Annotated in this window: 20 protein-coding genes and 1 tRNA gene; 11 read left to right on the top strand and 10 right to left on the bottom strand. The window is 43.3% G+C overall.

Annotated elements, in window-relative coordinates; all coding sequences use genetic code 11:
* Nucleotides 1-75 precede the first annotated feature (75 nt).
* From ruvA to D1614_RS11760, 4 genes are all read right to left on the bottom strand, one after another.
* The gene (gene ruvA, locus D1614_RS11775) at nt 76-657 is read right to left on the bottom strand and encodes a Holliday junction branch migration protein RuvA (protein WP_119438126.1); all 582 of its coding nucleotides are present in this window, start codon (nt 655-657) and stop codon (nt 76-78) included.
* Between the two features lie 11 nt (nt 658-668).
* Nucleotides 669-1,778: a 4-hydroxythreonine-4-phosphate dehydrogenase PdxA gene (pdxA, locus tag D1614_RS11770; protein ID WP_119438125.1), complete on the bottom strand. Its 1,110-nt coding sequence runs from the start codon at nt 1,776-1,778 to the stop codon at nt 669-671.
* Nucleotides 1,779-1,921: 143 nt separating this feature from the next.
* Nucleotides 1,922-3,340, bottom strand: a complete 1,419-nt coding sequence (locus D1614_RS11765; protein ID WP_119438124.1) for a leucyl aminopeptidase family protein — start codon at nt 3,338-3,340, stop codon at nt 1,922-1,924.
* Nucleotides 3,341-3,461: 121 nt separating this feature from the next.
* The gene (locus D1614_RS11760; protein WP_119438123.1) at nt 3,462-4,388 is read right to left on the bottom strand and encodes a hypothetical protein; all 927 of its coding nucleotides are present in this window, start codon (nt 4,386-4,388) and stop codon (nt 3,462-3,464) included.
* A 301-nt stretch (nt 4,389-4,689) separates the two neighbouring features.
* Here D1614_RS11760 and D1614_RS11755 point away from each other — a divergent pair.
* Nucleotides 4,690-4,763: transfer RNA gene (locus tag D1614_RS11755), tRNA-Asn, on the top strand.
* A 37-nt stretch (nt 4,764-4,800) separates the two neighbouring features.
* Here D1614_RS11755 and D1614_RS11750 read toward each other — a convergent pair.
* A complete protein-coding gene (locus tag D1614_RS11750) occupies nt 4,801-5,667 on the bottom strand; it encodes a hypothetical protein (RefSeq protein ID WP_119438122.1) in 867 nt (288 codons plus the stop codon).
* Nucleotides 5,668-6,202: 535 nt separating this feature from the next.
* Here D1614_RS11750 and D1614_RS11745 point away from each other — a divergent pair.
* Nucleotides 6,203-7,189 (top strand): 3-keto-disaccharide hydrolase, encoded by a 987-nt coding sequence (locus tag D1614_RS11745; RefSeq protein WP_119438121.1) that lies wholly within the window; start codon nt 6,203-6,205, stop codon nt 7,187-7,189.
* A gap of 135 nt (nt 7,190-7,324) precedes the next feature.
* Here the strand turns inward: D1614_RS11745 and D1614_RS11740 are convergent, their stop codons facing one another.
* Both D1614_RS11740 and D1614_RS11735 read right to left on the bottom strand, forming a co-directional pair.
* A complete protein-coding gene (locus D1614_RS11740) occupies nt 7,325-8,281 on the bottom strand; it encodes an ester cyclase (protein ID WP_119438120.1) in 957 nt (318 codons plus the stop codon).
* A gap of 135 nt (nt 8,282-8,416) precedes the next feature.
* Nucleotides 8,417-10,588, bottom strand: coding sequence for a hybrid sensor histidine kinase/response regulator transcription factor (locus D1614_RS11735; RefSeq protein ID WP_119438119.1), 2,172 nt, complete (start codon nt 10,586-10,588; stop codon nt 8,417-8,419).
* Between the two features lie 301 nt (nt 10,589-10,889).
* On the opposite strand from D1614_RS11735, the gene D1614_RS11730 reads away from it, so the two are divergent.
* From D1614_RS11730 to D1614_RS11720, 3 genes are all read left to right on the top strand, one after another.
* Nucleotides 10,890-11,441: a carboxymuconolactone decarboxylase family protein gene (locus tag D1614_RS11730; protein WP_119438118.1), complete on the top strand. Its 552-nt coding sequence runs from the start codon at nt 10,890-10,892 to the stop codon at nt 11,439-11,441.
* Nucleotides 11,442-11,645: 204 nt separating this feature from the next.
* Nucleotides 11,646-12,230, top strand: a complete 585-nt coding sequence (locus D1614_RS11725) for a peroxiredoxin-like family protein (protein WP_119438117.1) — start codon at nt 11,646-11,648, stop codon at nt 12,228-12,230.
* A 12-nt stretch (nt 12,231-12,242) separates the two neighbouring features.
* Nucleotides 12,243-12,674 (top strand): DsrE family protein, encoded by a 432-nt coding sequence (locus D1614_RS11720; RefSeq protein WP_241558103.1) that lies wholly within the window; start codon nt 12,243-12,245, stop codon nt 12,672-12,674.
* Nucleotides 12,675-12,722: 48 nt separating this feature from the next.
* Here the strand turns inward: D1614_RS11720 and D1614_RS11715 are convergent, their stop codons facing one another.
* Together D1614_RS11715 and D1614_RS11710 are read right to left on the bottom strand one after the other, a co-directional pair.
* Complete coding sequence (locus tag D1614_RS11715) at nt 12,723-13,550, bottom strand: AraC family transcriptional regulator (RefSeq protein ID WP_119438116.1); 828 nt, start codon at nt 13,548-13,550, stop codon at nt 12,723-12,725.
* Nucleotides 13,551-13,853: 303 nt separating this feature from the next.
* Complete coding sequence (locus tag D1614_RS11710) at nt 13,854-14,474, bottom strand: YqaA family protein (RefSeq protein WP_119438115.1); 621 nt, start codon at nt 14,472-14,474, stop codon at nt 13,854-13,856.
* A gap of 339 nt (nt 14,475-14,813) precedes the next feature.
* Here D1614_RS11710 and D1614_RS11705 point away from each other — a divergent pair, with 339 nt between their 5' ends.
* From D1614_RS11705 to D1614_RS11695, 3 genes are all read left to right on the top strand, one after another.
* Nucleotides 14,814-16,466 carry a hypothetical protein gene (locus D1614_RS11705; protein WP_119438114.1) on the top strand — a complete coding sequence of 551 codons (1,653 nt, stop codon included), beginning with the start codon at nt 14,814-14,816 and terminating at the stop codon, nt 16,464-16,466.
* A gap of 242 nt (nt 16,467-16,708) precedes the next feature.
* Nucleotides 16,709-17,113, top strand: a complete 405-nt coding sequence (locus D1614_RS11700; protein WP_147384176.1) for a hypothetical protein — start codon at nt 16,709-16,711, stop codon at nt 17,111-17,113.
* Between the two features lie 10 nt (nt 17,114-17,123).
* The gene (locus tag D1614_RS11695) at nt 17,124-18,347 is read left to right on the top strand and encodes an acyloxyacyl hydrolase (protein ID WP_119438112.1); all 1,224 of its coding nucleotides are present in this window, start codon (nt 17,124-17,126) and stop codon (nt 18,345-18,347) included.
* A 262-nt stretch (nt 18,348-18,609) separates the two neighbouring features.
* Here the strand turns inward: D1614_RS11695 and D1614_RS11690 are convergent, their stop codons facing one another.
* On the bottom strand, nt 18,610-19,317 hold the full coding sequence (locus D1614_RS11690) for a FadR/GntR family transcriptional regulator (RefSeq protein ID WP_119438111.1): 708 nt from the start codon (nt 19,315-19,317) through the stop codon (nt 18,610-18,612).
* Nucleotides 19,318-19,494: 177 nt separating this feature from the next.
* Between D1614_RS11690 and D1614_RS11685 the strand changes: the two genes are divergently transcribed.
* The 3 genes from D1614_RS11685 (at nt 19,495) to D1614_RS11675 (ending at nt 26,197) form a co-directional block, all read left to right on the top strand.
* Nucleotides 19,495-22,848, top strand: coding sequence for a SusC/RagA family TonB-linked outer membrane protein (locus D1614_RS11685; RefSeq protein ID WP_119438110.1), 3,354 nt, complete (start codon nt 19,495-19,497; stop codon nt 22,846-22,848).
* Nucleotides 22,849-22,876: 28 nt separating this feature from the next.
* A complete protein-coding gene (locus tag D1614_RS11680; protein ID WP_162304476.1) occupies nt 22,877-24,439 on the top strand; it encodes a RagB/SusD family nutrient uptake outer membrane protein in 1,563 nt (520 codons plus the stop codon).
* A gap of 132 nt (nt 24,440-24,571) precedes the next feature.
* Nucleotides 24,572-26,197 (top strand): sialidase family protein, encoded by a 1,626-nt coding sequence (locus D1614_RS11675; RefSeq protein WP_119438109.1) that lies wholly within the window; start codon nt 24,572-24,574, stop codon nt 26,195-26,197.
* Nucleotides 26,198-26,204 lie beyond the last annotated feature (7 nt).

Here is a 26,204-nt window from a genome sequence, read left to right as displayed (position 1 = left end):
TTACTACGTAAAAGGCAGCCCGTTTTCAGGAGATCACCTTTGATAGTGATAAAAAATTCCTGTGTTTTTTCCTGGTTAGAGCCTTTTTAATGCTTGTTTAATCACACTCTCTACGGTTGCATCCGGTTGTTCCTGAAGGATTTTCGAAACCACTTTTTCGGCATCCTTTTTCACAAAGCCCAGCATGACTAAAGCTGATAACGATTCATTTCGTATAGTATTGTCTGTTGCAAGGAAAATTTGACCACTTTCAGCTATTTTTCCGAGCTTGTCTTTCAGGTCGATAATGATTCTTTGGGCGGTTTTGGCCCCGATGCCTTTAACGGCTTTTAAAACTGCAACATTTTCGGTGGCTACAGCCGATCTTATTTCATCCGGAGTTAAGGACGACAACATCATAATGGCAGTGCTGGCTCCCACGCCGTTTACCGAGATCAGGTTTCTGAATAATTCACGTTCACTCAGGTCGGCAAAGCCGTATAAAATGTGGGCATCTTCGCGTACAATCTGGTGGAGAAAGAGCTTTGTGTCTTTCTTGCCGCTCAGTTGGCTGTAGGAATTCAGCGAAATATTGATGAAATACCCCAGCCCGCCGGCTTCAATTACAATGTTAGCCGGACTGATGTCAGCGATGTTTCCGCGGATGTATTCGTACATAATGGCTTGCTTTATAACTCGTCTTCTTCGCTGGCTTCAATATCAACGCTCTCGTCTACCTGGTTCGGGTTGATCTCGTATTTTCTTAGCGGATTATGTGTTATTTCCTCGTAAATCTCCCGGCTTTTGTAAATGTCGATGGCCAGGTAAAGCGCCTGACGGAACGATTCGGGAGATGCTTTGTCTTCTCCGGCCAGTGCATAAGCGGTGCCATGCGCCGGCGAAGTACGGATTACCGGAAGTCCGGCAGTATAATTGACGCCTCTTTCAAACGAAGCCAGTTTAAACGGAATCAAACCCTGGTCGTGGTACATGGCCAGGATGGCATCAAATTTCCGGTAATCTTCCGAACCAAAAAATCCGTCGGCCGGATAAGGGCCCAAGGCCATAATGCCTTCTTTTTTTGCCTGCGCAATGGCCGGAATGATGATGTCCTTTTCCTCGTTGCCCAAAAGCCCGTTGTCGCCGGCATGCGGATTCAAACCAAAAACGGCAATGCGCGGCTTGGTAATGGCAAAGTCTTGCTGAAGCGATTTGGCAATGATCCGGATCTTCGAAAGGATGGCTTCCTTGCTCAGGTTTTGTGCCACCTGCGAAATCGGAATGTGAGTAGTAACAACACCCACTTTCATCGTTTCGCTTACCATCAGCATGGCATAATCATCGGTGTTGAATTTTTGTGCCAGGTATTCGGTATGTCCCGGAAAATGGAAATTTTCATTCTGAATATTGTCCTTGTTGATCGGGGCAGTGATAAGCGCATCGATGTATCCGTTCTGCAGGTCAGAAACGGCTCTTTCCAGCGCCTGGTACGACGACATCCCGGCTTCGGCCGTTGATTTTCCCAACTCCACCCGGATGTTTTCATCCACACAGTTGATGATGTTCGCTTTCTGTGGATATACTTCCTTTGTATTACGAATGTGGTTGAAGCTTACGTCGTTAATGTTTAGTGCTTTGCGGTGGTAGGCGGCAACTTTGGGAGAACCGTAAACAATGGGAGTGCACATTTCAAGAATGCGTGGATCTTCCAGTGTTTTCAAGATTACTTCATAACCGATTCCGTTAATATCGCCGTGGGTTATACCTATTCTTATTGATTCCTGCCTATTATGTTTCATTTGATTATCTTTTCACTTTTAAGCCGTTTTTAAGCGAGCGGTGCAAAGTTAATTTTTTAATTGAAAGTTTCCTATAAGCGATGTTCACGCGGACGAGCATCTGAATATCCTGATTCTTAGCCGCATGAAATCTGTTTCGCGGGTTAAATCATCGATTTTAGAAACTGGTACAAAAGCCTGGTGCCAAAGCCGGTTCCGCCAGCCGGCCGGTAGGCATCGGCTTCCTTCAGAAAGGGAGTGCCTGCCGAATCGATGTGGATCCAGCTGTAGGAAGTAAAATGTTCCAGAAATTTTCCAGCAATGGTTGATTGCCCTTCGCGGCTACCCAGGTTGTTCAAGTCCGCAATTTTTGATTTCAGCGGCTTGGCATATTCTTCCCAAAGCGGAACTTCAATGAGCCGTTCGTAGGTTTTGAAACCTGCTTTCTTCATATTCTCAATATTTTCGGGAGAATTTCCCATAACCACGGCAGCGTGTGGTCCGGCCACGATGTCTGCTGCGCCGGTTAGCGTGGCATAGTCGATCACCAGTTGCGGATCGTATTTTTTTGCATAGCTGAGTGCGTCGGCCAGAGTCAGTCTGCCTTCAGCGTCGGTGTTAAGTACTTCAACCGTTGTTCCGTCGAACATGGTAATGATATCACCCGGAACATAGGCATTGCCATCGGGGCGGTTGTCGGTCGCGGCAATTAATCCTACCACATGGAGCGGAAGTTTGTTCAGGGCCATCGCGTAAATAGCCGTGGCAATTACGGCAGCACCGGCCATGTCGGTTTTCATGTAATCCATCGAATTGGCGGTTGGTTTGAGACTCAGTCCGCCGGTGTCGAAGACAATTCCTTTGCCCACCAGTACAATCGGTTTTTTGTTTACCGCATTTTCAGGCTTCCATTCCAGTATATTAAATGTTGGCGGATCGATGCTGCCTTTGTTGACCGCCAGCAGTCCGCCCATTTTCAGCGCCTCTATTTTTTGTTTGTTAAAGACTTCAATGGAAAATCCTGCTTTTTCGCCCAGGTTTTCGAGTTCTTTCGAAAGCTGAATGGCATTCAAAAACGAGTTGGGCTCGTTTACCAGGTCGCGGGCCACAAAAACGGCTTTTGTCAGGTTCAGGAGCTCCTCCACGTCTTTGTCAGAAACTTCTTCGCCAACAACGAAAACCTCTTTCAGTTGAAACGTTTCTTTTTCTTTGAGGTATTTGTCGAAAGAATAAGAGGCCAGCAGCAAACCTTCGAGAAAGGCCTTTAAAAGGGGAGAAGTGCATTGGTTGACCAGTTGGATGGAAGTGATGTCGGCGTCCTTTAGTTCCTGGTAAAGTTTGGCTCCGGCTTTTCGCGCAGCTTCCTGTTCAAGATAAGCTTCCGATGCTTTTATTTTTCCAAAGAAACGTAGCTCGGGATATTTTAGGAACGAACATTCTGTGCCTTTTTCCAGCTTTTTCGAAAGAAATTCTTTTTCATTTTCGCTTAGGCCGGCAAGGCTTATTTGCTCCGTTTTTTCGAAAAGTGTTGCGCTTGAAATACCCTGTTTTGGGTTTTTTATTATTGAAATTGTTGGAAACATAATTTTAAAATTTCATCAAAATTAAACAATTAAGTGAATTCAGAGGAATAACGCAGAAACACGCAAAATGATTTTGAAAAGGCGTTTCTCGCGTGCTTTTTTCGGGTGGATGCGATTCTGATTACTTGCTTTTGATGTATTCCCTCACATCGTTCATTCCCAAAATTTCGAAACCATGCAGTAGATAAGTTTTGATAAAAGCATCGACTTTGGGAGCGCCGGCCGTTTTGGAAAGAACATTGTCCACCGCTTTTAGGTAGGCTGCCGACCGTTGTTCCTGGCTTAAGCCGGGTTGGTTGAAAAGTACCAGATAATCGAATATTTTGTCGGTATAGGCTGAGGAACGGATTAGGCTCTCGTCGGAAAAATCAACAGGGTCGAGAAAGTTTTTCTGCAAAGATTCTTTGCGTTCTTCTTTCGATAAAAATGCATCGGCCATCGGCTTTCTTTTGAGTGCAATAAGCTTTGCCGCAAAGGTACCCTGGTTTTGTTGTGCGGTTTGTGCCACCCGCAGATCCCAATCCATTTGAAGCCGGTTAAATTCATCAGCGGTTTGAATGGCTTTAGCGGAGTCGTTCTTTTGCCAGAGCAGGTCCACTTCTTTTTCCATCAGGCTTAACGCGTTTTCGTATTCCATCTGGCGCCTCATAAAATCGTACCAAAGCCTGTTTTCTTCCGATCGAATAACTTTCAGGCTGTTGACCGGATCTTTGAAGCTAAGTTCTACCTCTATGTCTTCTTTGTTGAAGATGAGATCCAGCTGTTGCGGGTCTTCCTTCATGATCCGGGCATAGGGCGTAAGTCCAAAAACCAGCCGCAGTACTGCAGGGGCAGCTTTTTCGGGCAGCGAAAACTGAACTTGTCCGTTCACTGCCGAGGCGCTGTCGGTTTTGGTGAAATTGTCTCCTTCCACCCAGCCAAGTATAACGGGATTGTCGGGTTGGTTGCTGATTTTTACCGTAAGTGTATTGTTTTGCGCCTGTCCTTGTCCGGAAACTCCAAGTAAAAGAAGGCCGAGTGCCATTATGGATGCAAATGATTTGTTCATGTGAGCCGTTTTTGAGTGATCTAAAAATACAGAATCGGTGGAGAATCACGAAACAGGCTGAAAAGAATCTCAGAAAATAAAAAGAAAGAAATTTTCTGATTTTTTTAGAAAATAGTCAGTTTGTGCGAACGGTTTGATTGACAGGCACTCGTGAGGGGACGGGGGCTTGGCGCTTGAACTCCGATGATTTTTTGATGAGAAAAATGAATGTTTTTTTTAGAAAAATATTTTGAGTTTTAAGAAAAGCTATTACTTTTGCATCGCTTTTGAAAAGCAAACGTTCTACAGAACAACAAAATATTCCCTAGTAGCTCAGTTGGTTAGAGCGGCGGACTGTTAATCCGTAGGTCGTAGGTTCAAGTCCTACCTGGGGAGCACCAAAAAAAGAGGTCTTTTATAGACCTCTTTTTTTTTACTCCACAACTTGAATAAGTTGGAAACTACCCGACGAAGTTCCTGCAACCTTTTGGCTCTTCCCTTTTTGTGACAATAACGTAGCTGTGTAGGTATAGGTACCAAGCGGTCCATCCAATGGTAAGTAATTATTTGGGAAAAGCATAGTTGAACTTCCTCCCGGAATTGATACTGAAAATTCGGGCACCTCTACCACCTGGCCATCCGGTTGAGTAATACTCAAATTTACATTGTAAATCGTGGATTTAGGTTTCGGATTTTGTACCAGGATAATACCTTGAAATACCTGAATGAATGTTTCCGGTCGGCCTCCACGAGCATAGATTTCATGAGTAACTACCCGTTGGCTTCCTCCGTCACCATATCGTAAATAGCTAAAATAGGTGTACCCGTATTCTTTGGCAACTACATCAGTATATACATAATCGTAGTGCACAATCTCTGATGGATCATACAATTCAGCCACTTCAGTTGGAGACATCAAACTGGTGGCGCCGGCAGTGGTTGACCAGAGGTACTCCGGGAAAACCCCAAATTGACCGATACGAATAAAATCAACTGTATCGTTATTGAAATGTACCGTGATGGGACCGGTTTCGGCAGAAAGACGAAAAGAGCATTCTTTGGATGAGAAGCAATCTATCCCGGTGGTAATCTGACTGATATCTTCACGACTCATACCCAAAGTAACGACATCTCCAAGACCTTGACCTTCGATAATTTGCAAATCCATGAGTTCTGCAGAGCTGAATGAGGCACTTTTTTCAGTCAATTCGTTGGGCATGTTTATTTCTTCACCGACGAATTGTTTCTCACAGGCTGCAAATGCCAAAACAGCGAAAATAAAAAAGACGATTTGTTTCATGATGTTTACTTTTATTATTTATACAAAAATGAACAGGCAATTGTTTAAATGTCTGATTATTTGATATAAAGCTAGTAGACAGAGATGTGTAATTTATCACGATTTTATAACATTTCTGTAAACTTTTAATTGGCTACGTTTCCAACATCAACCAGATATTCTCCATTTCTAGGGGCTTAAATTATATCCTAATAATACATCGCAACTTAATCGGGGCAAAAACAAGACAAGAGATCATTTTTAACCTTTTTTTGTGCCTGAATTTTCGCCCCCCTTTACTTGGTTAAAGTAGTTTTAGGTTAATTATCAGCTACCTGCTGGCGGATGATTCATTTTATCTAAAATCGTTTCGAATGAAAACCAGGCTTTTTATATTCTCTTAATAAGATGTTCAATATAAGATTGCGCGAACAACTTTAACAAAACGTACATTAAATTGATACATTAGGAGTGCGTTTTTTAATCAAACCCAGTTTTTAAGTAGATTTGTACTTAAGCGAAAAATTCGCATTTATTAATTGAACAAAATATTATCATGAAAAATTTAAAAGCATTCCTGTTATTATTTGTATTTGCCTTAATTGGCTTGGTTCCTGCGCAGGCACAACGCGTTGAAAGTGACTCGAAAGTGATCGGTAAATGGGATTTGACGATAACCATGGAGAAGGAACAGTTAGAGAATCTTGGAATTTTCAGACACGGTTTAATGGCATCAGATGGCTTCCCCGGATGGTTGGAGATTAAATTGTCCGGTTTTTCAACTCTTGTCGGATATTATGTCGGATATGAAGGAAGTGCAAGGCCAATTTCAGAAATTCATTACGATGCCGATAAGGATAAGTATCATTTCACAATCCCTCCGCAATGGATGGATATTGAAGACTTATATTTTGAGTTTTCTTTAAAAGACGATAAACTTACGGGGTATCAAATGCTTAAAGGCAATAAGCTGGAATGGACTGGTGTTCGGGCGCCGTCTTTGGAAAGAAAAGAACCTCCGGTATGGGGAAATCCGATCAACCTGCTCACCGATAACATGGACAGATGGATCATTCCGGCGAACAATAAATTTCAGATGGTTGACGGTGTAATGGTGAACAAAGAAAAGGGTGGAAACCTGGTTACCAATCAAAAATTTAACGATTTCAAACTGAGTATCGAATTCAGGTACCCTGAAGGAAGTAACAGTGGTATTTATCTTCGCGGCCGCTACGAACTCCAGATCGAAGATTCAAAAGGAAGAGCTGACGCGGTAAGTATCGGCGGTATTTACGGGTTTATAGCTCCTTCGGTTAACGCCGCTAAAAAACCGGGCGAGTGGCAAACTTACGAAGTAACGCTTGTTGGCCGCCATGTAACAGTTGTTCATAACGGTATTGAAACTGTTTCGAACCGTCCAATCCCCGGAATTACAGGAGGTTCGCTTGACAGCAAGGAAGGAGAGCCAGGCCCTATTATGGTACAGGGCGACCATGGTCCTATCGAGTTTCGCAAATTTGTAATTACACCCGCTGTTAACTAAGTGGTATTGTAAAACTCATATTCATTAAAAGTGGAATTCGTGCAAGCATTAACAAGTAGCTTGCAGATTCCTGTTTTTGTGGAACTGAGAAAGGCCGGAAGTGATTCCGGCCTTTTTTATTTTTCTGGCCCCGGCCTACGGAATAACACCGATCAATTGCAAAAAAGTGTTCCAGTCCCAGTAATCTTTGTTCCAGATTATTTGACCGTTTTCAATTTCCATGACAGAAATTCCCGGTAATTCAAAGTATTTTCCGGTGGGCGGAATGCCCATTGCTGGCCAGCCAACGGTGTTGGTTCCTTTCCAAATCCATTCAACAACTGCAAATCGCTCATTGGCCACGATGGAGACTACTTCAAAGCGGGTGTCGGGTATTCCGGCAATTGTGGCATTCAAATACATGGCGAGTGCATCTTTGTCGTTATAGATGCGGCCCGTTGTTACTTCGGTGTAGGTAAATTCTTCTGCAAACAACGAAGTTAGTAAGTCTGCATCGTGTATGTCCCAGGCTTCAATAAATGATCGGGCAATCGATTCATTTTGTGTTACCGTTGCATTTTCGCCGCGATGGCTGCTCCCAACATTTGAGATAATGCCGTCTATTTGCATGTACATGGTTGTGATGTTCATGGCATCATCAGCATAGCCGGTAAATTCCATGGAGCCTTGTGCCTGGCAAAAACGGCCGGTGCCGCCATCAAAAACAGCCTCTCCCGTTATTTTATTTTCGGGAATGCTAAACGCTCCTGAAAGCGTGTATTTCAGAAAATCGCCATTGGCCGCACAAACCGATCCAAACATTTCCCACGAAATGGTCCAGGTCTGCTCATCCATTTCCACGAAAATGGTATACCACGTACTTTTATCCGAGATCAGCTTCCCCAGGTGTGAAATATTTCCGGATAAATTGCCAATTACAGGAACACCATCTAGTGATTCCGTTACATGCGATTGTATCTCGCCTTTGATGGGAACCATTTTCATTTCGGCTGATTTCATGTCTGTATCGATTTCGTTAGATAATGAATCGTTCATATCGCAACCTGCAAAAAGCAGGCTTATGCTCCATAATAAGAAAATCAATCGTTTCATTTTAGTTGAATTTTAAAGGATTAGAATGTTGATTTGTATAGCTGAGAACGTACGGTTAAAGGTACGACAACGCTGAAGCGCGTGCTTTGGTAATTGTCTCAGATGTTTTGGCGTTTGTCTCGAATGTTGGTTGTGCTAGCGAACAAGCTTATGGGGAGAGAATCCAAACTCTTCGTGAAAGCAGGTGCTGAAGTGGGACAGGTTTTTGAAGCCGGTTTCAAAGGCTGTCTCTGTAACATTTTTACCCTGTTTCTCCAGCAGTTCTTTGGCTTTGTGCAAGCGAAACGACCGAAGGTACCGACCGATGGAATTATTGGTGATGGCACTGAATTTCCGGTAAAGTTGTGCCCGGCTCATGTTCATTGAAAAACAAATGTCGTTGATTCCAAAGTCTTCGTTTCCCATTTCTTTTTCAATGAGTGTATTGATTCGTTTTATGAATACGTATTCCGGTTTAAACTCGCTGTTTTCATCCTGAGATTGAAAGGGAAAAGTTCCGAAGTGTTGTTGCATTTTCCTCCGTAATTCCAACAGGTTTCCCAGTTTAAACAGTAGCTCTTTTTCGTTGAAGGGTTTAACCAGGTAGTGGTCGGCGCCAATTGATAGCCCAGCGAGTTTCGAATCGAAATCACCACGGGCGGTTAAGATTACAACCGGAATGTGGTCGGTACGAATATCTGCTTTCAACTTTTCGAGCATTTCAAAACCGTCCATCAGGGGCATCATTACATCAGAAAGAATAATATCCGGGATGATTTCCAGTGCTTTTTCGAGCCCGGCCTTTCCGTTGGGTGCAAGTTCTATATTGTATTCTTTTTGAAGAATTTCCTGAAGGTATTCGACTACATCTTTGTTGTCTTCTACAATGAGAAGAACGGGTTTTTCGGCCGATTCATGATCTGTTTCATCGGTTTTGTCTTCGATCCTGGTCTTGGTAATTTCAGGATGAGCTGTTTCGGAGCAGATCATTGATATACCATGATCTGCAACTTTTTCGGCTGTTTTCGAGATGGGTAGCAGAACGGTAAATTCCGAACCTTTGCCTTCCCGGCTTTTTACACTAATCTTCCCCTTCATCAACTTGATTAGTTCATTGGTAACAGCCAGGCCGAGCCCGGTTCCCGGAGTTTGATCGTGTTTGTCGGGGACCTGGTAGAAACGCTCAAAAATCTTACTCACTGATGCTTCGGGAATGCCTCGCCCGGTGTCGCGCACTGAAATAAGAGTGAATTTCTTGTCTTTTTCAAACGTTTTGGAAACAATAAGACTTACAAGACCTCCGGGAGGCGTGAATTTAATGGCATTGGATAACAGGTTGGAAAGTACATGCATCAGTTTGTCGGGGTCGTAATCGGTGTAAATTGGTACCTCCTGTTGGTTCAGAATTAGTTCAATCTTCATGGTATCTGCGAGGCTTTGAAAGGTTGCAGCAATATAGCGGATAAACCTGCAGATGTCTCCATGAATTAACTCCAGGTGCATTTCATCAGCTTCTATTTTGGCAATGTTCAACATTTGGTTAACAAGGCGAAGCAGAAGCTGGCTTTGTGCTTTTATCTTTCCCGGGGCACTTTGCATCCATTTTTCAGGATGTTGTTCCATCTGTTCCGCTATTCCCTGTATGACTGTTAGTGGTGTTCTGAATTCATGCGAAACGTTGGTGAAAAGTTTGGTTTTTGCTTCGTCGATTTTTCGAAGTTTCTCTGCTTCTGATTTTTCATAACGGCTTTTGTCTTTCATAAATAAAATGACAATCAGTAAAATGCAGGCGTTAATCCAAACAGTAAGTCCGACAAAGGATAGGGTATTAATACGAGGAGTAATGTATTCGGGTGTGGTGAGCGAAGATTGGAAGAGTCCGAGAATGATAATGGTCATGCAGTAAGTGACAAACATTCCAATGGTCCAGCGCAGGTTTCCGGCCAGCATGGATCCCATGGCACAGTTCATCCCGATGAAGATAAATCCCAGGGAAGTGGTTATCCCTCCGGTTTGCAGCATGGCAAACAGCGCCGCGACAATAAAGACGGTAAAAAGAATGTTGATCACCAGATCGAAGCGTTTCATTCTTCGGTACAGCGGAAAACCGATCAGATAGCCGGCCCAGAATACGATGCCGAACCACCAAATGGGCCATAGCTTTAGTACAACGAGTTCAACAAAAGAAGTGATAATGACGAATACGCAGGTAACAACCATCCAAATCCAGGCCCAACGTTTACGAAGTTGCGCTTCAGCGTCAAGACGTGGATCAGCCAGGTAACGGTCGATCCATAAGATGATTTCTTTGTTGGAAATGCCTTTCATTATTATGGGGTCTTTGTTAAAACTGGTACCGAAATAAATACGTTTGGCAGCCGGGAGAGTTTCGCTTTAGGGTGATCGGCCCATAAAGAGTTGAGATGTTCTTAGGCCGTTGATCAACAGTAATGGCCATTTCTCTTTTGCAGCCTTAGTTCTGAAAATCTCGGTTTCAATCAGGAAGTTTGGGCGATTTTTATACAAAAAGGGAAAAATTGATAAGCTCAAGGGAAAAACCTTCATTCCCGAGGTCATAAATCCACCACATCTTTGTGCCGTATATAATAACCTTTTAATTTTTAATAAAATGAAGAAAATTATCGTTCCAACAAAAGATGAGGTAGATGCAAAAGCAAAAACAATTTTTGGAGACCTTGAGAGTAAATTAGGCATAGTGCCTAACCTTTACGCCACAATGGGTTATTCGTCTGAGGTTTTGGCAGGTTACCTGAGTTACGCCGAGGTGATAAGTGCCTCTAATTTCACCAAAAAAGAAACGGAAGCCATTAAACTGGCCGTTTCCGAAGTAAACAACTGCGAATATTGCAAAGCCGCTCATACTGCCATTGCGAAAATGAATGGTTTTACCGAGCAGGAAACCATTGCCATCCGGAAAGCGCAACTTTCTGATAAACGAACCAACCTGCTTGTAGAGGCTGCGCAGCAAATTGCGGCAAACAAAGGGAAGTTAAGCGAAGAACTAAAGGAGTTGTTTTTTGAGGAAGGCTTTGATAATAAGGCTTTGGTTGATTTGGTTGCCATCGTTAATGTAACCAGTTTTACCAACTTTTTACACAACGCGACCCAAGTTCCGATTGATTTCCCGCTGGCCCCCGATTTGGAAAATTATGCGGCATAAGAATCCACTCTGGAGTTTTCCAGGACGCAAGTATTGAAGTCCTGTTGCTTTTGTTTGTAAACCTGTGTTTTTAGCCGGTAGCGAAGGCCAGGAAAGGTTTTTGTTGAAAGTAATTGACCGCAGCGTGGAGCGATAAGGCACGAGGTATTATCCTCAAGTTTTTAGAGATAAATATTATAGCACATCAAATAAAAAATACTTACCATGAAACAGTTATTATTTGTATTACTACTACTTGGCAATTCTGCCATTGCACAAATACCGGAACTTCCGGAGCAGGTTTCGCCCTTGCTAATCGGAGAACAGGTTCCTGATGCAGAACTAAAATCGGCGAACAACACAACTCATAAGTTAAGTGACGTTTTGGCCGAAAAACCAGGTGTTTTGCTTTTTTACCGGGGCGGATGGTGTCCGTACTGCAACGCTCATTTGTCGGATATCCAGGAAGTTGAGAGCGAAATCATCAGCCTGGGTTACCAGATTATAGCCGTGAGTCCGGATGCGCCGGAGAATCTGAAAATTACAGAGGAAGACAAAAGCATTCGCTATAAACTGTATTCTGATGCCGACGGCGAGCTAATAAAAGCCATGGGAATAGCATTCAAAGCCCCCGGGCAGTATTCCGGGTTATTGAACGAGAAAAGCGGAGGCCTGAATAAAGGTATTCTGCCGGTTCCATCGGTTTTTGTCGTTTCTCCATCAGGGAAAATACTGTTCGAATACATTAATCCCGATTATTCTACCCGCTTATCCGGGAAGCTGCTATTGGCCATTTTGAAAAACTTGTAAAATCCGCAAAAAATGAAGCAATTAAAATATCTGGTAATTGTTGTTATAACTTTTCTCACAGTAAATACCGGTAACGCAATGAATCAGGAACAAAAGAACTCGCAGGAAGACAAGTTGGTTGTAGTATGGACAAGCGACGATCCGTATGTGGCAGACCGGGTTGCATTAATGTATACACATGCCGCGAAAACGAACAAATGGTTTGAAGATGTTACCTTGATTATTTGGGGGCCGTCGGCAAAACTAACATCCGAAAATCGGAAGATTCAGGAAAAACTGAAAGCCATGAAAGACGATGGAGTTGAGATACGAGCCTGCATTGCCTGTGCAAGTGCTTATGGTGTTACCGATGATCTGAAAGGACTTGGTTTTGAGGTAGCAGGAATGGGAAAACCGTTGACTTATTATCTAAAAGATGATTCCGTAAAAGTGCTGACTTTTTAATTCCATTATACGCTGGAGACCGGTCTTGTTGCTTGCAAGCCGGTCTTTTTATTGAAATTCGCTGGGGCTTTCACCCGTCACTTTTTTAAATAGCCTGCTAAAATGAGCCGGTTCAGAAAAACCCAGCTCAAACGAAATTTCTTTAACCGATTTATCGGTGTAGTTCATTAATCTTTTGGCTTCGAGTACTATTCTTTCCTGTATTATTTGCAGGGGAGACTGACCGTTTAATTTTTTGAATGTGTTGGATAAAGTTTTAGGCGATTTGTACATCATTTCAGCATAATCAGCCACTTTGTGTTTTTCCCTGAAATACTTTTCTACCAGGGCCTGAAATCTTCGGATAATGTCTGTTTCCTCCTGTGGAAGGTCGGTAGTGTTAAACAATTGTTTTTTGGCAAGCCTTACACACTTTATTATTAATTGCTTTAATAAAACACGTAGCATATCGCCCTGGTTACTTTCGGCATAACTAAACTCTCTTTTTAGCATTTCAATCAGCCCGATATTGTCTGTAGCTTCTTCTTCCGGAAAGCTCAAAACGGGAGGTTGTGGCAAAGCCCCGAAAAGCAAGCCGTTACAGGATAATTCCTTGTCGTGCAACTCCAGGCAGTAAAAAGCCTGGTTAAAATCAATAAAACAATGTTTTTGGTCTTTACTGCTTATTTTCGGAATAATACTCCCCGGGTTGATACAGCAAATCTGATTGTTTTGAATCTGGTATTTCTTCAGGTCGATCTGGATATCGATTGTTTCCCCGTAATTCAGTACAATACAAAAGGTTGACAATGGTTGGCCGGCATTTCGCTGAAACCAGTTATCGGCAACTGACATGGAAAAGAATCCATTAAGTTTATCGTTGTAAATCAAATTCATTGTTTATGCTGAAGTGGTTAAAGTACTGTAAAAAGAAATAGCGACTGTTGCTGACACAGCGAAAGTAATTTAAAACTCAAAAAATGCCATAGGCAACGACACTAAAATCAATAAAACACATGCGGTGGTTTCTGGAATAAAAAGACGTAACAGGTTGATTTTACTCCTGTTGTTGTGCAAGCAAGAATGCCAGGCGCTGGTTCTAAAAGAGAAAATGCAAATTAAAGCTTCGGTAAAAGAAGGTTCGTCTTTAATAAGTTTGAGTACTGATACCGAAGGAAAGTCTTTGGGCGGCGATTGGTTCTAAAAAATTCCAAAAATAATGAGGGCATAAATAATAAAGCGCATGTAACGGAACAGAGCCCAAAGCAGGTAGTTTTTGAAGTTGTATTTGATCAGCCCCGAAGCCAAACTTACAATAGAGTGGGGAATGGGCGATACCGCACCCAGAAAAACGAAAATACCACCCCATTTTCTCAGGTTGATGATGTGCTTCTGTATTTTTGTTTCAATGTGCGTTTTAATAAAAGGGACGAGAAACAGGCGGGTTCCCAGAAAGTAGGCGATTACTCCTCCGATGTACGATAACGAAGCCAATACGAAAAGAGCTATCCAGGGAGTGTTGAGTTTGGCGGCCCAGGCAATAAACATTTCGGGTGGCAGTAGTCCCAAAGCGGTTTCTGACAAAAGAAAAACCGAGTAAATTACTTTGGGCGAATACATCGTCACCAGGTTGTTGAGTAGTAAATTAAAATCCAGCAGAAAAATCTCCAGGCTAACCAGCAACAATACAAAAATGGCAGTTACCGTGCCTCCTTTATAAGCAGTACTTTTCAGAAAAGAATAAAACTGAGTGATTTTGTAATATCGGTTCAGTATCGATAGGCGCCTGGGCGAAAAGTTGTACAACAGATTTTTTATCATCGTTCTATTTTGATCGGTATCAGTTCACAAAAAATGACCTTTTATAACAAGGTACCGCCGTGAAATGTTGCGCAAAACTAGTATTATTTTGTTCCGGTGAGTTGGTATTGATGCTGTGACAAGCACTTTTCCGCATTTTGTTTTTGTGGGTGCGGGGAAAGTTAAGATTGTTGAGAATATTTACTGGATAGAAAACTCGGGAATAAAGGGTGGTGATTCTGCCGGCAATCTTTTTCCGGTGCCTCTTGAACGGTTCTTTAGCATTGTCAAGGTGTAGCATAAATTTGTTGGTTTAATTTATAGTTTATACTTTCAGGTCGACACTAAACCGTAAAACCTATGAAACCTGCGATTTTATTTTTCAGCTTACTTTTTTTTGTAACGATATCCTTTGGGCAAACTGCCAGTAAATCAATTGATAATGTGGTAATAACGTTCGAAAAGAGCAAAACAGCGGTTCAAACAACCGGGAATGGGGAGATGCAAATAAACGTATCTCCAAAAGATTTGCGGAAGTTTAAAGCTGACGGAGTTGTGCGTTACAGCGATTTTGGTGCTGCAGGCGACGGGAAAACGGATGATATGGAGGCCCTGGTTGCAACACACGCTTTTGCTAACCAGGAAGGTCTTGGTGTAAAGGCTGACGATGGAGCGACGTACTACCTGGGAGGGAAGAACCGCACCGCAGTTATTCGTACCAATACCGATTTTGGAACAGCTACTTTTATTATTGACGATACAAAAGTGGAGAACCGAAATTCGCCTGTTTTTCTGGTGAATTCTGCTTTGGAATCGTTCAAGCCTGACGGAATCGTTTCGTTGAGGGCAAACCAGAAAAAAGTAGATGTTTCACTCCCTGCCACTTGCCTGGTTACTGTTACCGATTCAAATGTAAAACGCTACATCAGGTTTGGACCGAATCAAAATAACGGATCTTCGCAAACCGATATTTTTATTGTTGACAAAAACGGGAATGTAAATATGGATGCTCCGATCATTTGGGACTTTGATCAGGTCACAAATGTAACTGCGCTTCCCATTGATGAGGAAACACTTACCATTACCGGCGGACATTTTAGGACCATCGCGAACAGAGCAGAATCGAAATACACGTATTACAGCCGGGGCATATCCATCAAGCGCTCCAATGTGGTGGTAGATGGATTGGAACACCGTATTGTTGGAGAAGGTGACCATGGTGCGCCTTATGGTGGCTTCTTCAATATTAGTGAATGTGCCTGGGTAACGATTAAAAATTGCGTTCTAACGGGGCACAAAACCTACCAGACAATTGGTTCGGCAGGTGTTCCGGTGTCGATGGGAACCTATGATATTACAGTGAATCGTGCGCTCAATGTTTCCTTTATCAACTGTAGCCAGACAAATGATATAAACGACAACAGGTATTGGGGCATAATGGGATCGAACTACTCCAAGAACCTTTTGTTCGACGGTTGTACGTTTTCCCGTTTCGACGCGCATATGGGCGTTGCCAATGCGACCATTCGTAACTCAACGCTCGGCCATCAGGGAATTAATGCCATTGGCAGCGGCACTTTTACCGTTGAAAAGTCAACCATTAGGGGACGAAGTCTGATCAATCTGCGTTCGGATTACGGCAGCACCTGGAAGGGAAAAATGATTATTCGCGATTGTGTTTTTGTTCCGGCAAACGGCAATAAAATCAGTGCCTCTCTCATTGGTGGTTCCAATTCAGGCAAGCACAACTTTGGCTACACCTGTTACATGCCCGAAGAGGTAATCATCGATGGGCTTTATGTCGACGACACGAACCATCCCGATAAATACGAAGGGCCCGCTATTTTTTCCAATTTCAATTCGAAAATGACCGACGAAACTTACGAAGAACCTTTCCCCTATGTCAGAACCCGGAAAGTGACCTTAAAAAAGGTAAGCACAGCCAGCGGTAAGAGTTTAAGACTTAGTGATAATCGCTACATGTTCAAAGATGTAGATATCATTAACGAATAAAGGGGGCAGGCTCTCTTTTTGTACAGCCTCTTCTTTAATTTTGAAAGTGGGGGAGCCGATTTTAGGGCATTATTGTTAATCGTAGTGTTTCTTTTGGGATCAAACATTATCGTTAAAACATAAATGACACGTTATTTTATGGAAAAGCCCTGCACCTTTCCTAAGGTCTTATAAAACCATTTTTGTAATTTGAAATAACTTTGCCGGCCAAACATGACGAGAAATTCATTAATCCGGGTTTTATGAAAGGTAGTGTTCAGAATTCATTAAGCAGGTTATTTCTCTTAATGGTAGCACTTTTAATTTTTAGTAGTTGTGCTACTATTTTGGAGGGAAGGTCGCATCGCCTGGTATTTTCCAAAGAAAGTTTACCAAAGGCTGAAGTTATTATTGACGGTGAGAAGGTCGGTGAAGCCCCGGGAGTAGTGATGGTTCCTAAAAAGAAAATACAGCACGGAAGCATTCTTGTACTGAAAGCAGAAGGTTACGAACCCAAAGAATATGTTTTGCTTCGAAAACAAAGTGCGGCCTACTCAGTTGTCGACTTGCTTATCGGGGGCGTTCCGCTTATTATCGATTATACAACCGGGAACATTTACCAACCCAGTCCCCGAAGATTCAAATACGAACTTATAAAGCAACATTAAAACGGCAGCAATGAAAAGATTTATAAGTTCAGTTACGGCTCTGTTTCTCCTGCTAGTAGTAAATGCACAGGAGTTTTCAACTTTCAAAAAAGAGGATTTAAAAAAGGATGATAACTACGGTTGGTTCAATTACATTCAGGTTACCGGCTATAAAGGCGGGCACATGGTAGAAGGAGGTGCTCCGGGCGTGTTACGGGATGGATTTTGGGGAACAGGGATACGCTTAGGTACCCAATCAACCGGGAGAAAAGAATGGCAAAGGGTACATGGATATCCGCAATATGGCTTGGGAGTTTCGTATTTCGACCTGGGAAAAACAGTGGTTGATTCGCTCTTGGGAAAGCCGGCTTCTTTCTATTTTTTCTATGGCGCGCCCATTGCAAGGTTTGGCAAATTCAGGCTAAACGGAGATGTGGAGATTGGTATTGCCACTGATTTTGTGCCTTACGATGCCGAAACCAATCCTTACCAGAAATACATTGGAGCCAAGAGTAACCTGCATTCAAACTTTTCGCTTCAGTTGTATTACGAATGGTCGGACCGGATGGACATTGCGCTTGGCTTTTCGTTCCTGCACTTTAGTAACGGGCGGTCGTTTACTCCGCAAAAAGGTATAAACCTGGTGGGATTAAACCTGGCCACTGCCTATCATTTCAACCCTGTGAAAAATTTCACCAAACATACTGATCCTGGCTATCAGCCTGCACTTCGTCCTACCTACGTTGATGCAGCTATAAGCGAATTTAAGCCAAAGCATGAGTTTATTCTGATGAGTAGCATTGGAACCATGCAGGAAAGCCCCGGGAAATTTAAGAATGATTTTGGCGAAGTGGATACAACCGGGGCAGAAGGTCCCAGGTATCTGACGAGTTCGATTACTGCTGAGTACGCCTACCAGTTTTCGCACCGCTTAAAGGCAATCGGAGGGCTGGATGTATTTTACGACGGATCGGTTGAGAATTATTACGACGATTTGCTGCCACAGGAAACCGCATTTTCCGATAAAACTTTTTACGGGGCACATGTGGGATTTCATTACCTGATTGAGCGCATTTCCTTTATGTTTAATTACGGAAGGTACATCTACAAACCGTTCACCCAGCGTGGAAAATGGTTTATGAGAGTGGGAGGGCGAATAGGTATTTCAGAGCACACCGATATTCATATTGCACTGAAAACCCGCAACGGGGGAAGTGCCGACTGGATTGAATGGGGAGTAGCCTACAAATTTTAAGAATGTTGTAGCCAGAGATATCTGCGAGCAGTTCTGTTTCTTAATCCCGCAACTGGAATAAAATACCGGCTACCTCTATGGAGGGTGGTTCTACTCCCAGGGAGGCTTTGGTAGTAGTTGCCAGTTCTGATTGCCTGAATTCTTCCAGCGATTCATGGGAATCCCAGATGTAAACACCCCCAAACTCACCCGGCGTATCCAGCTTGATGTAATATTTCTGAACCAGGCCGTTAATAACGTTATTTGAAAACGAGATAAACTTTTAATCAAACAAGCGGCTAAAATGATTATCGAGGTGTTTTCGCATGGCTTCCCTGAACTTTTTCGGATTGCCCGTTTTTAGGATTTCCACCAACCCCTTGTGCGAAATGTGTTTCTTCTTTTTGATGGGTTTGTTGATCAATCCGCTGTCGTAGGTAAAATTGAAAGCGGGAAGCAAAATCGTCTGAAAATTTTTTAGTGTTTCATTGTTTGTTATCTCGTACAATTTGCCATGAAATTTGATTTCATGATCAATATCAAACAAAACATCTTCGGTTGACGTGGGTTCCGATTCTGTAATTTCTTCCAGCTCCCGGATGTCGTCGTCGGTGATATGATGGAAAATAGAGTCGGCCATTCCTATTTCAAGAATCAGGCGAATCTCAAAAATATTCTTCAGTGTTTCGTCGTCCAGTATTTTGGGAATCATAGAGCGCTGAAGTATTTGTGCCAGGTTGGGGCTGGTGAGGATGGTGCCTTTGTGTTTCTTTGAGTCTATCAAACCCATTGTTTTTAAGCGGGTTAGTGATTCTCTTATCACGGTTCGGCTCACGCCCATGGCAGCGGCAAGTTCAACTTCTTTCGGAATTACATCTCCGGTTTTAAGGCCCCGGTTGATAAAAATCTCCAAAAGCTGCATTTCAACTTTGTCTACCAAACTACTGGTATCAATGGTAGGTATATGATGGATCAAATCCTGATTTGTCATAACGAATTAGATTTTAGCACTGTAAATGTCCTACAAATTTGGAAAATGATTTTGAATTAAAAAACTAATCTTTATATTTGTTGCGCATTATGTCATACATAAGTCGAATTTCAAAAGGGCCTTTTGATCTTCTTTAAGTGAACGGCTCAAGTTAAATCTAACTTTAAAAAGAACTTTATGAGTAATTTGAGAGAAAAAAAACTAAAGCTTAGCGGGTTGGTTCTCAGGTGTAAGGGAATTCTTCTTGCTATTATTTGTTTGGTGCTTTTCCAGGCAGAAGGGTTTGCCCAGGCAAAAAGCGTTTCGGGGAAGGTGACTGCAGAAAATGGAGAACTTTTACCTGGGGTATCAATTGTTATTAAAGGAAAAACAGCGGGTACGATCACCAATATCGATGGCGAGTATCAGCTAAACGTTGATGAAAATGATATTCTTGTTTTCTCGTTTATCGGGATGGTGGCTCAAGAGTGGGGTGTAGTCGGAAAGCAAACATTGGATGTTGTTTTGAAAACCGCTACCGAGGCTTTGGACGAAGTTGTGGTAACCGGTTATGGGGGGAAGCAGAGTCGAGCAAAATTAACGAACTCAATTGCTTCAGTAAAAGAAGAAACATTAACCGGTGGTGTGCATGCCAACCCCGCACAGGCACTTACCGGTGCGGTATCTGGGTTAAAAGTTACCACTGTTTCGGGTAATCCGGGAGCAACCCCGTCTATTTATCTACGCGGAGGTACCAATTTTGATGGAACCGGTTCTCCCTTGGTGTTAATTGACGGTCAGGTTGGTGCATTTAATGATATCAACCCGAACGACATTGAATCGATCGAAGTATTGAAAGATGCCGGTGCAACCGCATTGTACGGTGCGCGCGCCAACAACGGTGTAATTTTGATTACTACCAAAAAAGGTGGACAACCCGAAATAAAAGTGAGTGCTAAATTCGGTTTAAACTACCTGACTCATGAGTATGACTTCTTAGGTGCCGAAGATTATCTCTACTGGGTAAGAAAGGGCTATCAGAATGCTGCTCAAATGTACCAGAATTCGCAAGGAGGCTGGGTCGGATATGGCAGCATGTCATCGTTGAGCGGCGCTGCACCTTATGGTATTGGCAACCGTTACTACGACGACAATGGTAATGCACTGGACGGAAACAAAACATCGTTGGCGGTATACAGCCCGATGGTTTATAACTCGGATTTGGCTTTCCTGCTCAACGAAGGCTGGCAAACCATGATTGACCCGGTAACCGGTCAGGAGATTATTTTTTCGGAGTTCAATAAAGAGGACGATGCTTTTAACAATCCCGCTTTAACACAAGACTATAATGTTAGTTTTAGCGGAGCAAACGACCGGGGAAAATATTATGCCGGTATTGGCTACTACGATGCAGAAGGACAGCCTGCCAAAACCTGGTACAAAAGATTGAATTTTACGTTCAACGGCGAGTATAAAATTCGTTCGTGGCTTACTTCCAACAGTAATTTCCAGTTTACCGATGCGAAATGGTACAATGTTTCAACAACCAATGAAACGAACTATTTCGGAAGAATTCAGAGTACACCGCCAACACAGCGGCAATACAATCCTGACGGTGAGTTGATTTTGGGAAACAACGTTGGCGATGGAAACCCCTTGGTAAACATTGACAAGCTGAAGAGAGATAACAATACCAATAAATTCATTATGGGACAAGGCTTCAGGATTGACTTCCTTTCGAACTTAAGCCTGAAAGTGAATGCCCACTGGTTGTTGGATCAGGGATATTACGAGTCATTTAACAAGGACTACCTGAGCAGACCTGGTATTTGGTCTACAAGCCGCAGCTCATCGGCCAGCTACGACAAAGAGCTAAGCCAGACTTATAATGCGGTATTGAATTACGACCTTACCAAAGGAAAACACACGGGTAGCGCCCTGGCGGGTTACGAATATTACAACAAGAAATGGAACGGCTTAAGTGCCAGCGGTAGCGGTGCTCCAACCGACGATTTCAGCGACCTTGGACTTACTTCAACGGAAGAAGGAAAGCGTTCGATTGATACCTATCATACCGAGGAACGGATTCGCTCTTATTTTGGACGCGTGAATTACGATTACGCTGAAAAATACCTGGTTTCAGGAACCTTCCGTTACGACGGCTATTCGCGCTTGCTCGGTGATAACCGTTGGGGATTCTTCCCGGGGGTATCAGCCGGTTGGATCGTAAACAAGGAAGATTTTATGAAAGATTACAGCTCCTTGATTTCTTTCCTGAAAGTAAGAGCCAGCTACGGATTAAATGGTAACGTATCCGGAATTGGCGCCTACGAATTACAGGGAAGTTATGGAACAAGGAACTACAATAATCAGGTTGGATATGTTGTTGGTAGCATCGCGAACCCCGGTTTGAAGTGGGAGCGTACCAAAACTGCTGAAGCCGGTATCGACATCAGTTTCCTTGAAAACATGATCAATACCAACTTTACGTATTACAACCGTTTGACATTGGATAAATATGCAAACATTCCTTTGCCCATATCTTCTGGAATCAGCTCCATCCGCTCCAACAACGGAGAGTACAGAAACAAGGGGCTGGAAGTGGATATGTCGGTAAAAGCCTTGAGGAAAGGAGACTGGAAATGGGATGTTTCAGCCAATATTTCGTACAACAAAAGTATTGTGGAAAAGCTTCCGGACAATGGTTTGGAAAGAAACCGCCAAGGTGCATTTCAGGTTTACGACGGAGCTTCTGGAAACCTGATTTGGGTTGGCGGATACCAGGAAGGTCAGCAACCCGGCGATTTGTACGCATTTAAGGCTTTAGGTGTATTCAGCGATTGGGACGAAGTGAACGCAGTGGCTGCCGACCGCAAAGACATTACAACCGGATGGTTTGGATCAAATGCCCGTCCGGTTTATGGACCAACGGCCTGGGATGCTTTAGGAGAAAGCAAAGGCAATGGCCTGGCTTTAAAACCCGGCGACATGAACTGGCTGGATGTAAACGAAGACGGAGTGATCGATAATTTCGACATGGTAAAAATAGGAAATACCCGTCCGAAATGGTTTGGTGGAATTACTTCTACGTTGGCTTACAAAGGATTTAAATTCTATGCCCGAATGGACTACTCGCTTGGTTTTGTCCAGGTAGACGCTCAGCGTGCCTGGTTCCTGGCCATGGCGCAAGGTACCTACAATACCACTGTTGATACCAAAAATACATGGACTGTCGATAATCCGAATGCAGAATTTGCCGAATACCGCTGGGCCGACCAGTTAGGATCAAGAAACTATGCCCGTCAGTCGACACAGTGGGTTTATAAAGGCGATTATCTGGCATTCAGAGAGCTTTCGCTTTCTTATTCTCTTCCAGGAACGCTGCTCGAAGGAATCGGTATGAAAGCAGTGACATTGTCAGTTACAGGACAAAAACTCGGCTATCTGACTGCATCCAAACTAAACAATCCTGAAAATTTTAGTTCGGGCGCTCAGTATGCTGCGTACTCTGTACCAAAGACTGTAATTTTTGGCGTAGATGTTAAGTTCTAAGAGGCATTAATTTAAAAATTGAAAAGAAATGAAAAAGTATATAATAAAAACAAAAATTCTAATTCTTTTTTTGGTTTCATTAGTGTCTTGCGATTCGCTGGATTTGGGGCCGATAGACTACTATGGAAGTGAGAATTTCTGGCAGAACGAAGCACAGGTGAACGGGTATATACTTGGCCTGCACAGCCAGGTGCGCGACCTGCACTCAACATTGTATCTCTTGGGAGAAGAAAGAGGTGGACTTATGAAAAGCGGAACGGGATCAACCGGTACTTCTCTGAATGATTCAAGCCCGGTGAAAGACCAGGACTTTACAAAAGATAAAACCGGTATCAGCGGATGGGGCGGATTTTACCAACGAATCCTTCCTGTGAACCTGGGAATTTATAAGCTCGAGAATGAAGTGGATTTCCTGACTGATGCCAGTAAAAACTATTACTTGGGACAGTTGTACGGATTGAGAGCATTCTTATACAGTTACCTGTATAAAACTTACGGCGGTGTGCCAATTATTACCGATCCGAAAGTATTGCAGGGCGAAAACAGCGCAGAACCTTTGTATACCGAGCGAAGCACTCCAAAGCAGGTATTTGATTTTATCAAAAGCGACTTAACGCAGTCGGAAAACTATTTTGGATCGAACGTTGAAACCGGGAACCAAAAGGGAACATGGTCTAAATATGCCACTTTACTGTTAAAAGCAGATATCTACCTGTGGTCGGCAAAAGTAACAACCGGAGATCAGTCTCCTGCTTCTGGCGATTTAGCAGTTGCAGAAGCTGCCTTGAACGAAGTAAAGGGAAAATTCTCGCTGTTGGATGATTATTCTTCTGTTTTCGAATACGACAACAAGGGAAACAACGAAATCATCTTTACCCTTCGTTTTCTGGATACAGAATCAACAACTTTTCACTACTTGTTCCGGTATCAGCTAAACACAATTGCAACCAAATACTTAGCCGATGGTTCGGCTGCTGTGGACCCGCTTGAAACCAAAGGAAATGGTTTATTGCGTCACGAATATATTTTCCCCTTGTTTGAAAGCTTCGATGAACTCGATTCACGCAAGTATTCCACATTCCTTGATATTTACGACAAGGATGGAACAACGGGGGACCTGATCAACGGAGGCTTAATCATGCGCAAATTTATGGGGCTGATTAATGCGGATGGCAACCGGGTTTACGCTGACGATATTCCTGTATACCGATATGCCGATGTGTTGTTGATGCTGGCAGAGGTTGAGAACATGAAAGACGGCAACCCGGCACAATACATTAATCAGGTGCGCGAAAGAGCTTATGGAGATAATTACAACCCGGCCCTACATGCCTATACCAACGCCGGATTTGAAGCCAACGAAATGGCCATTCTGGAAGAACGCGACAAGGAATTTGTTTGTGAAGGGAAACGCTGGTTTGATGTGCGTCGCATGCAGGATGGTTCGGGAAAACCGTTGGTGTTTTCTGACGAGGTAAACTACGGAAACGATGCTGTTTTAAGTGCAAGTGAGTCGCACAAATTACTGTGGCCGGTTGATGTAAACACATTGAATGTGGATCCGAAGTTGGAGCAAACACCCGGATATTGACATGCTTTTTTTTCATAAATTATAAAAGTTTAGTTGGAATTAAATCAGGAGCAAGCCTGCTCCTGATTTACTCCAAAAAACAAATGCTGATGCGGAGTTTTTATATTTGTGATAACCATAAAATTAATTAACATGAAAAATTACCTGCTTATTTTACTGGGGGTAGTTGCAGTAAGCTTTTCGGCTTGTAGCACTTCACTTCAAACCGAATTGGAAGGAGTGAATAAAACACAGTTTCAGGAAAAGAAAATTCCGTTGTTCATCGAAAAAGAGAATGCGGATGTCTTTCAAATAAACCTGGATGTTGAGCAGGGAGTAAGTTATGATCTTAAAAAAATAAGCTTGGTACTTTCTGAAGGCAGTCAAACTGATTTCTTAAAGTCAGCCGATGTTTCATGGATGGCTGCTTCGGCTCAGGATACCGTTGAAACAACCTTTGGAACAGCAACACTTTTTGCTGATCAGGAGATGGTTGTGGAGGGAAAAGGCAAGCTGGAAAGTGGAAGGCATACTCTTGCTTTTAACTTGCAGGTGAAAGAAGAGGCGGTGCTGACACATCGTTTTTCTGTTGAACAGGTGATTTTGTCGCTCAACGGAAAGCGTCTGGCAATCGACGTTGAAGAGCCCTTTCAATACCGTCCGGCAACGGTGGTACGTGCAGCCGGGCAGGATCAGGTGGATACTTACCGGATTCCCGGTTTGGTGACAACCGCAAACGGAACCCTGATTTCGGTTTATGATATCCGGCACAACAACAGCAAAGATTTACAGGAGGACATCGATGTGGGCATGAGTCGCAGCACCGATGGAGGCCAAACCTGGCAGCCGATGCAGGTTATTATGGACATGGGCGAATGGGGCGGCCGGCCACAAAAACTGAACGGCATTGGCGATCCCTGTGTACTGTACGACAACAAAACCAAAACCCTGTGGGTAGCTGCCCTGTGGATGAGCGGTGTTACCGAGAAAGATATGTTGTGGTGGGCTTCCAAACCCGGAATGAAACCCGAAGAAACCGGGCAATTTATCCTGGTAAAAAGTACCGATGACGGATTGACCTGGTCGGAACCAATCAATATTACCGAACAAATAAAGGATCCGGCGTGGCAGTTGCTTTTGCAGGGCCCCGGCAGAGGAATTTGCATGAAAGACGGCACCCTCGTTTTTCCGGCTCAGTTTAAAGCCGATGTTGGCGAGAAATCGCTCGATGGCGGACAGTTTACCTGTCACTCCACCATTGTTTACAGCAAGGATCAGGGCGAAACCTGGCACATTGGAACCGGTGCCAAAACCAATACCACCGAAGCACAGGTGGTGGAACTAAGTGATGGAAGCCTGATGTTGAACATGCGCGACGACCGCAACCGAAAGGATAAATCGGAAACAAACGGCCGCGCCGTAGCAGTAACAAACGACCTTGGCAAAACCTGGGAGCTTCATCCTACGTCGAACTCGGCTTTGCCGGAATCCAATTGCATGGCGAGTATAATCGCGGCAAATCTGAATGATGAAAGTAAACAGGTGTTGTTCTTTTCGAACCCAAATAACAAGCAGCACCGCACCAACATGACCATCAAGGCAAGTCTGGATGAAGGAATGACCTGGCCCGAAGCCTGTCAGCTGGAATTGAATGAAGCAGGAGGCTTTGGCTATTCCTGCATGACAATGGTGGACGAAAATACGGTTGGGATACTTTACGAAGGAGTAAAAGAACTTTACTTTCAGAGTATTCCTGTTTCGGATATCATACCAGAATAGAAACCTA

It is taken from the genome of Maribellus luteus, from assembly GCF_003576475.1.
GTDB lineage: Bacteria > Bacteroidota > Bacteroidia > Bacteroidales > Prolixibacteraceae > Draconibacterium > Draconibacterium luteum.
Note: the sequence above shows the minus strand (reverse complement) of the source record. Positions and strands in the feature narration are given on the sequence as shown.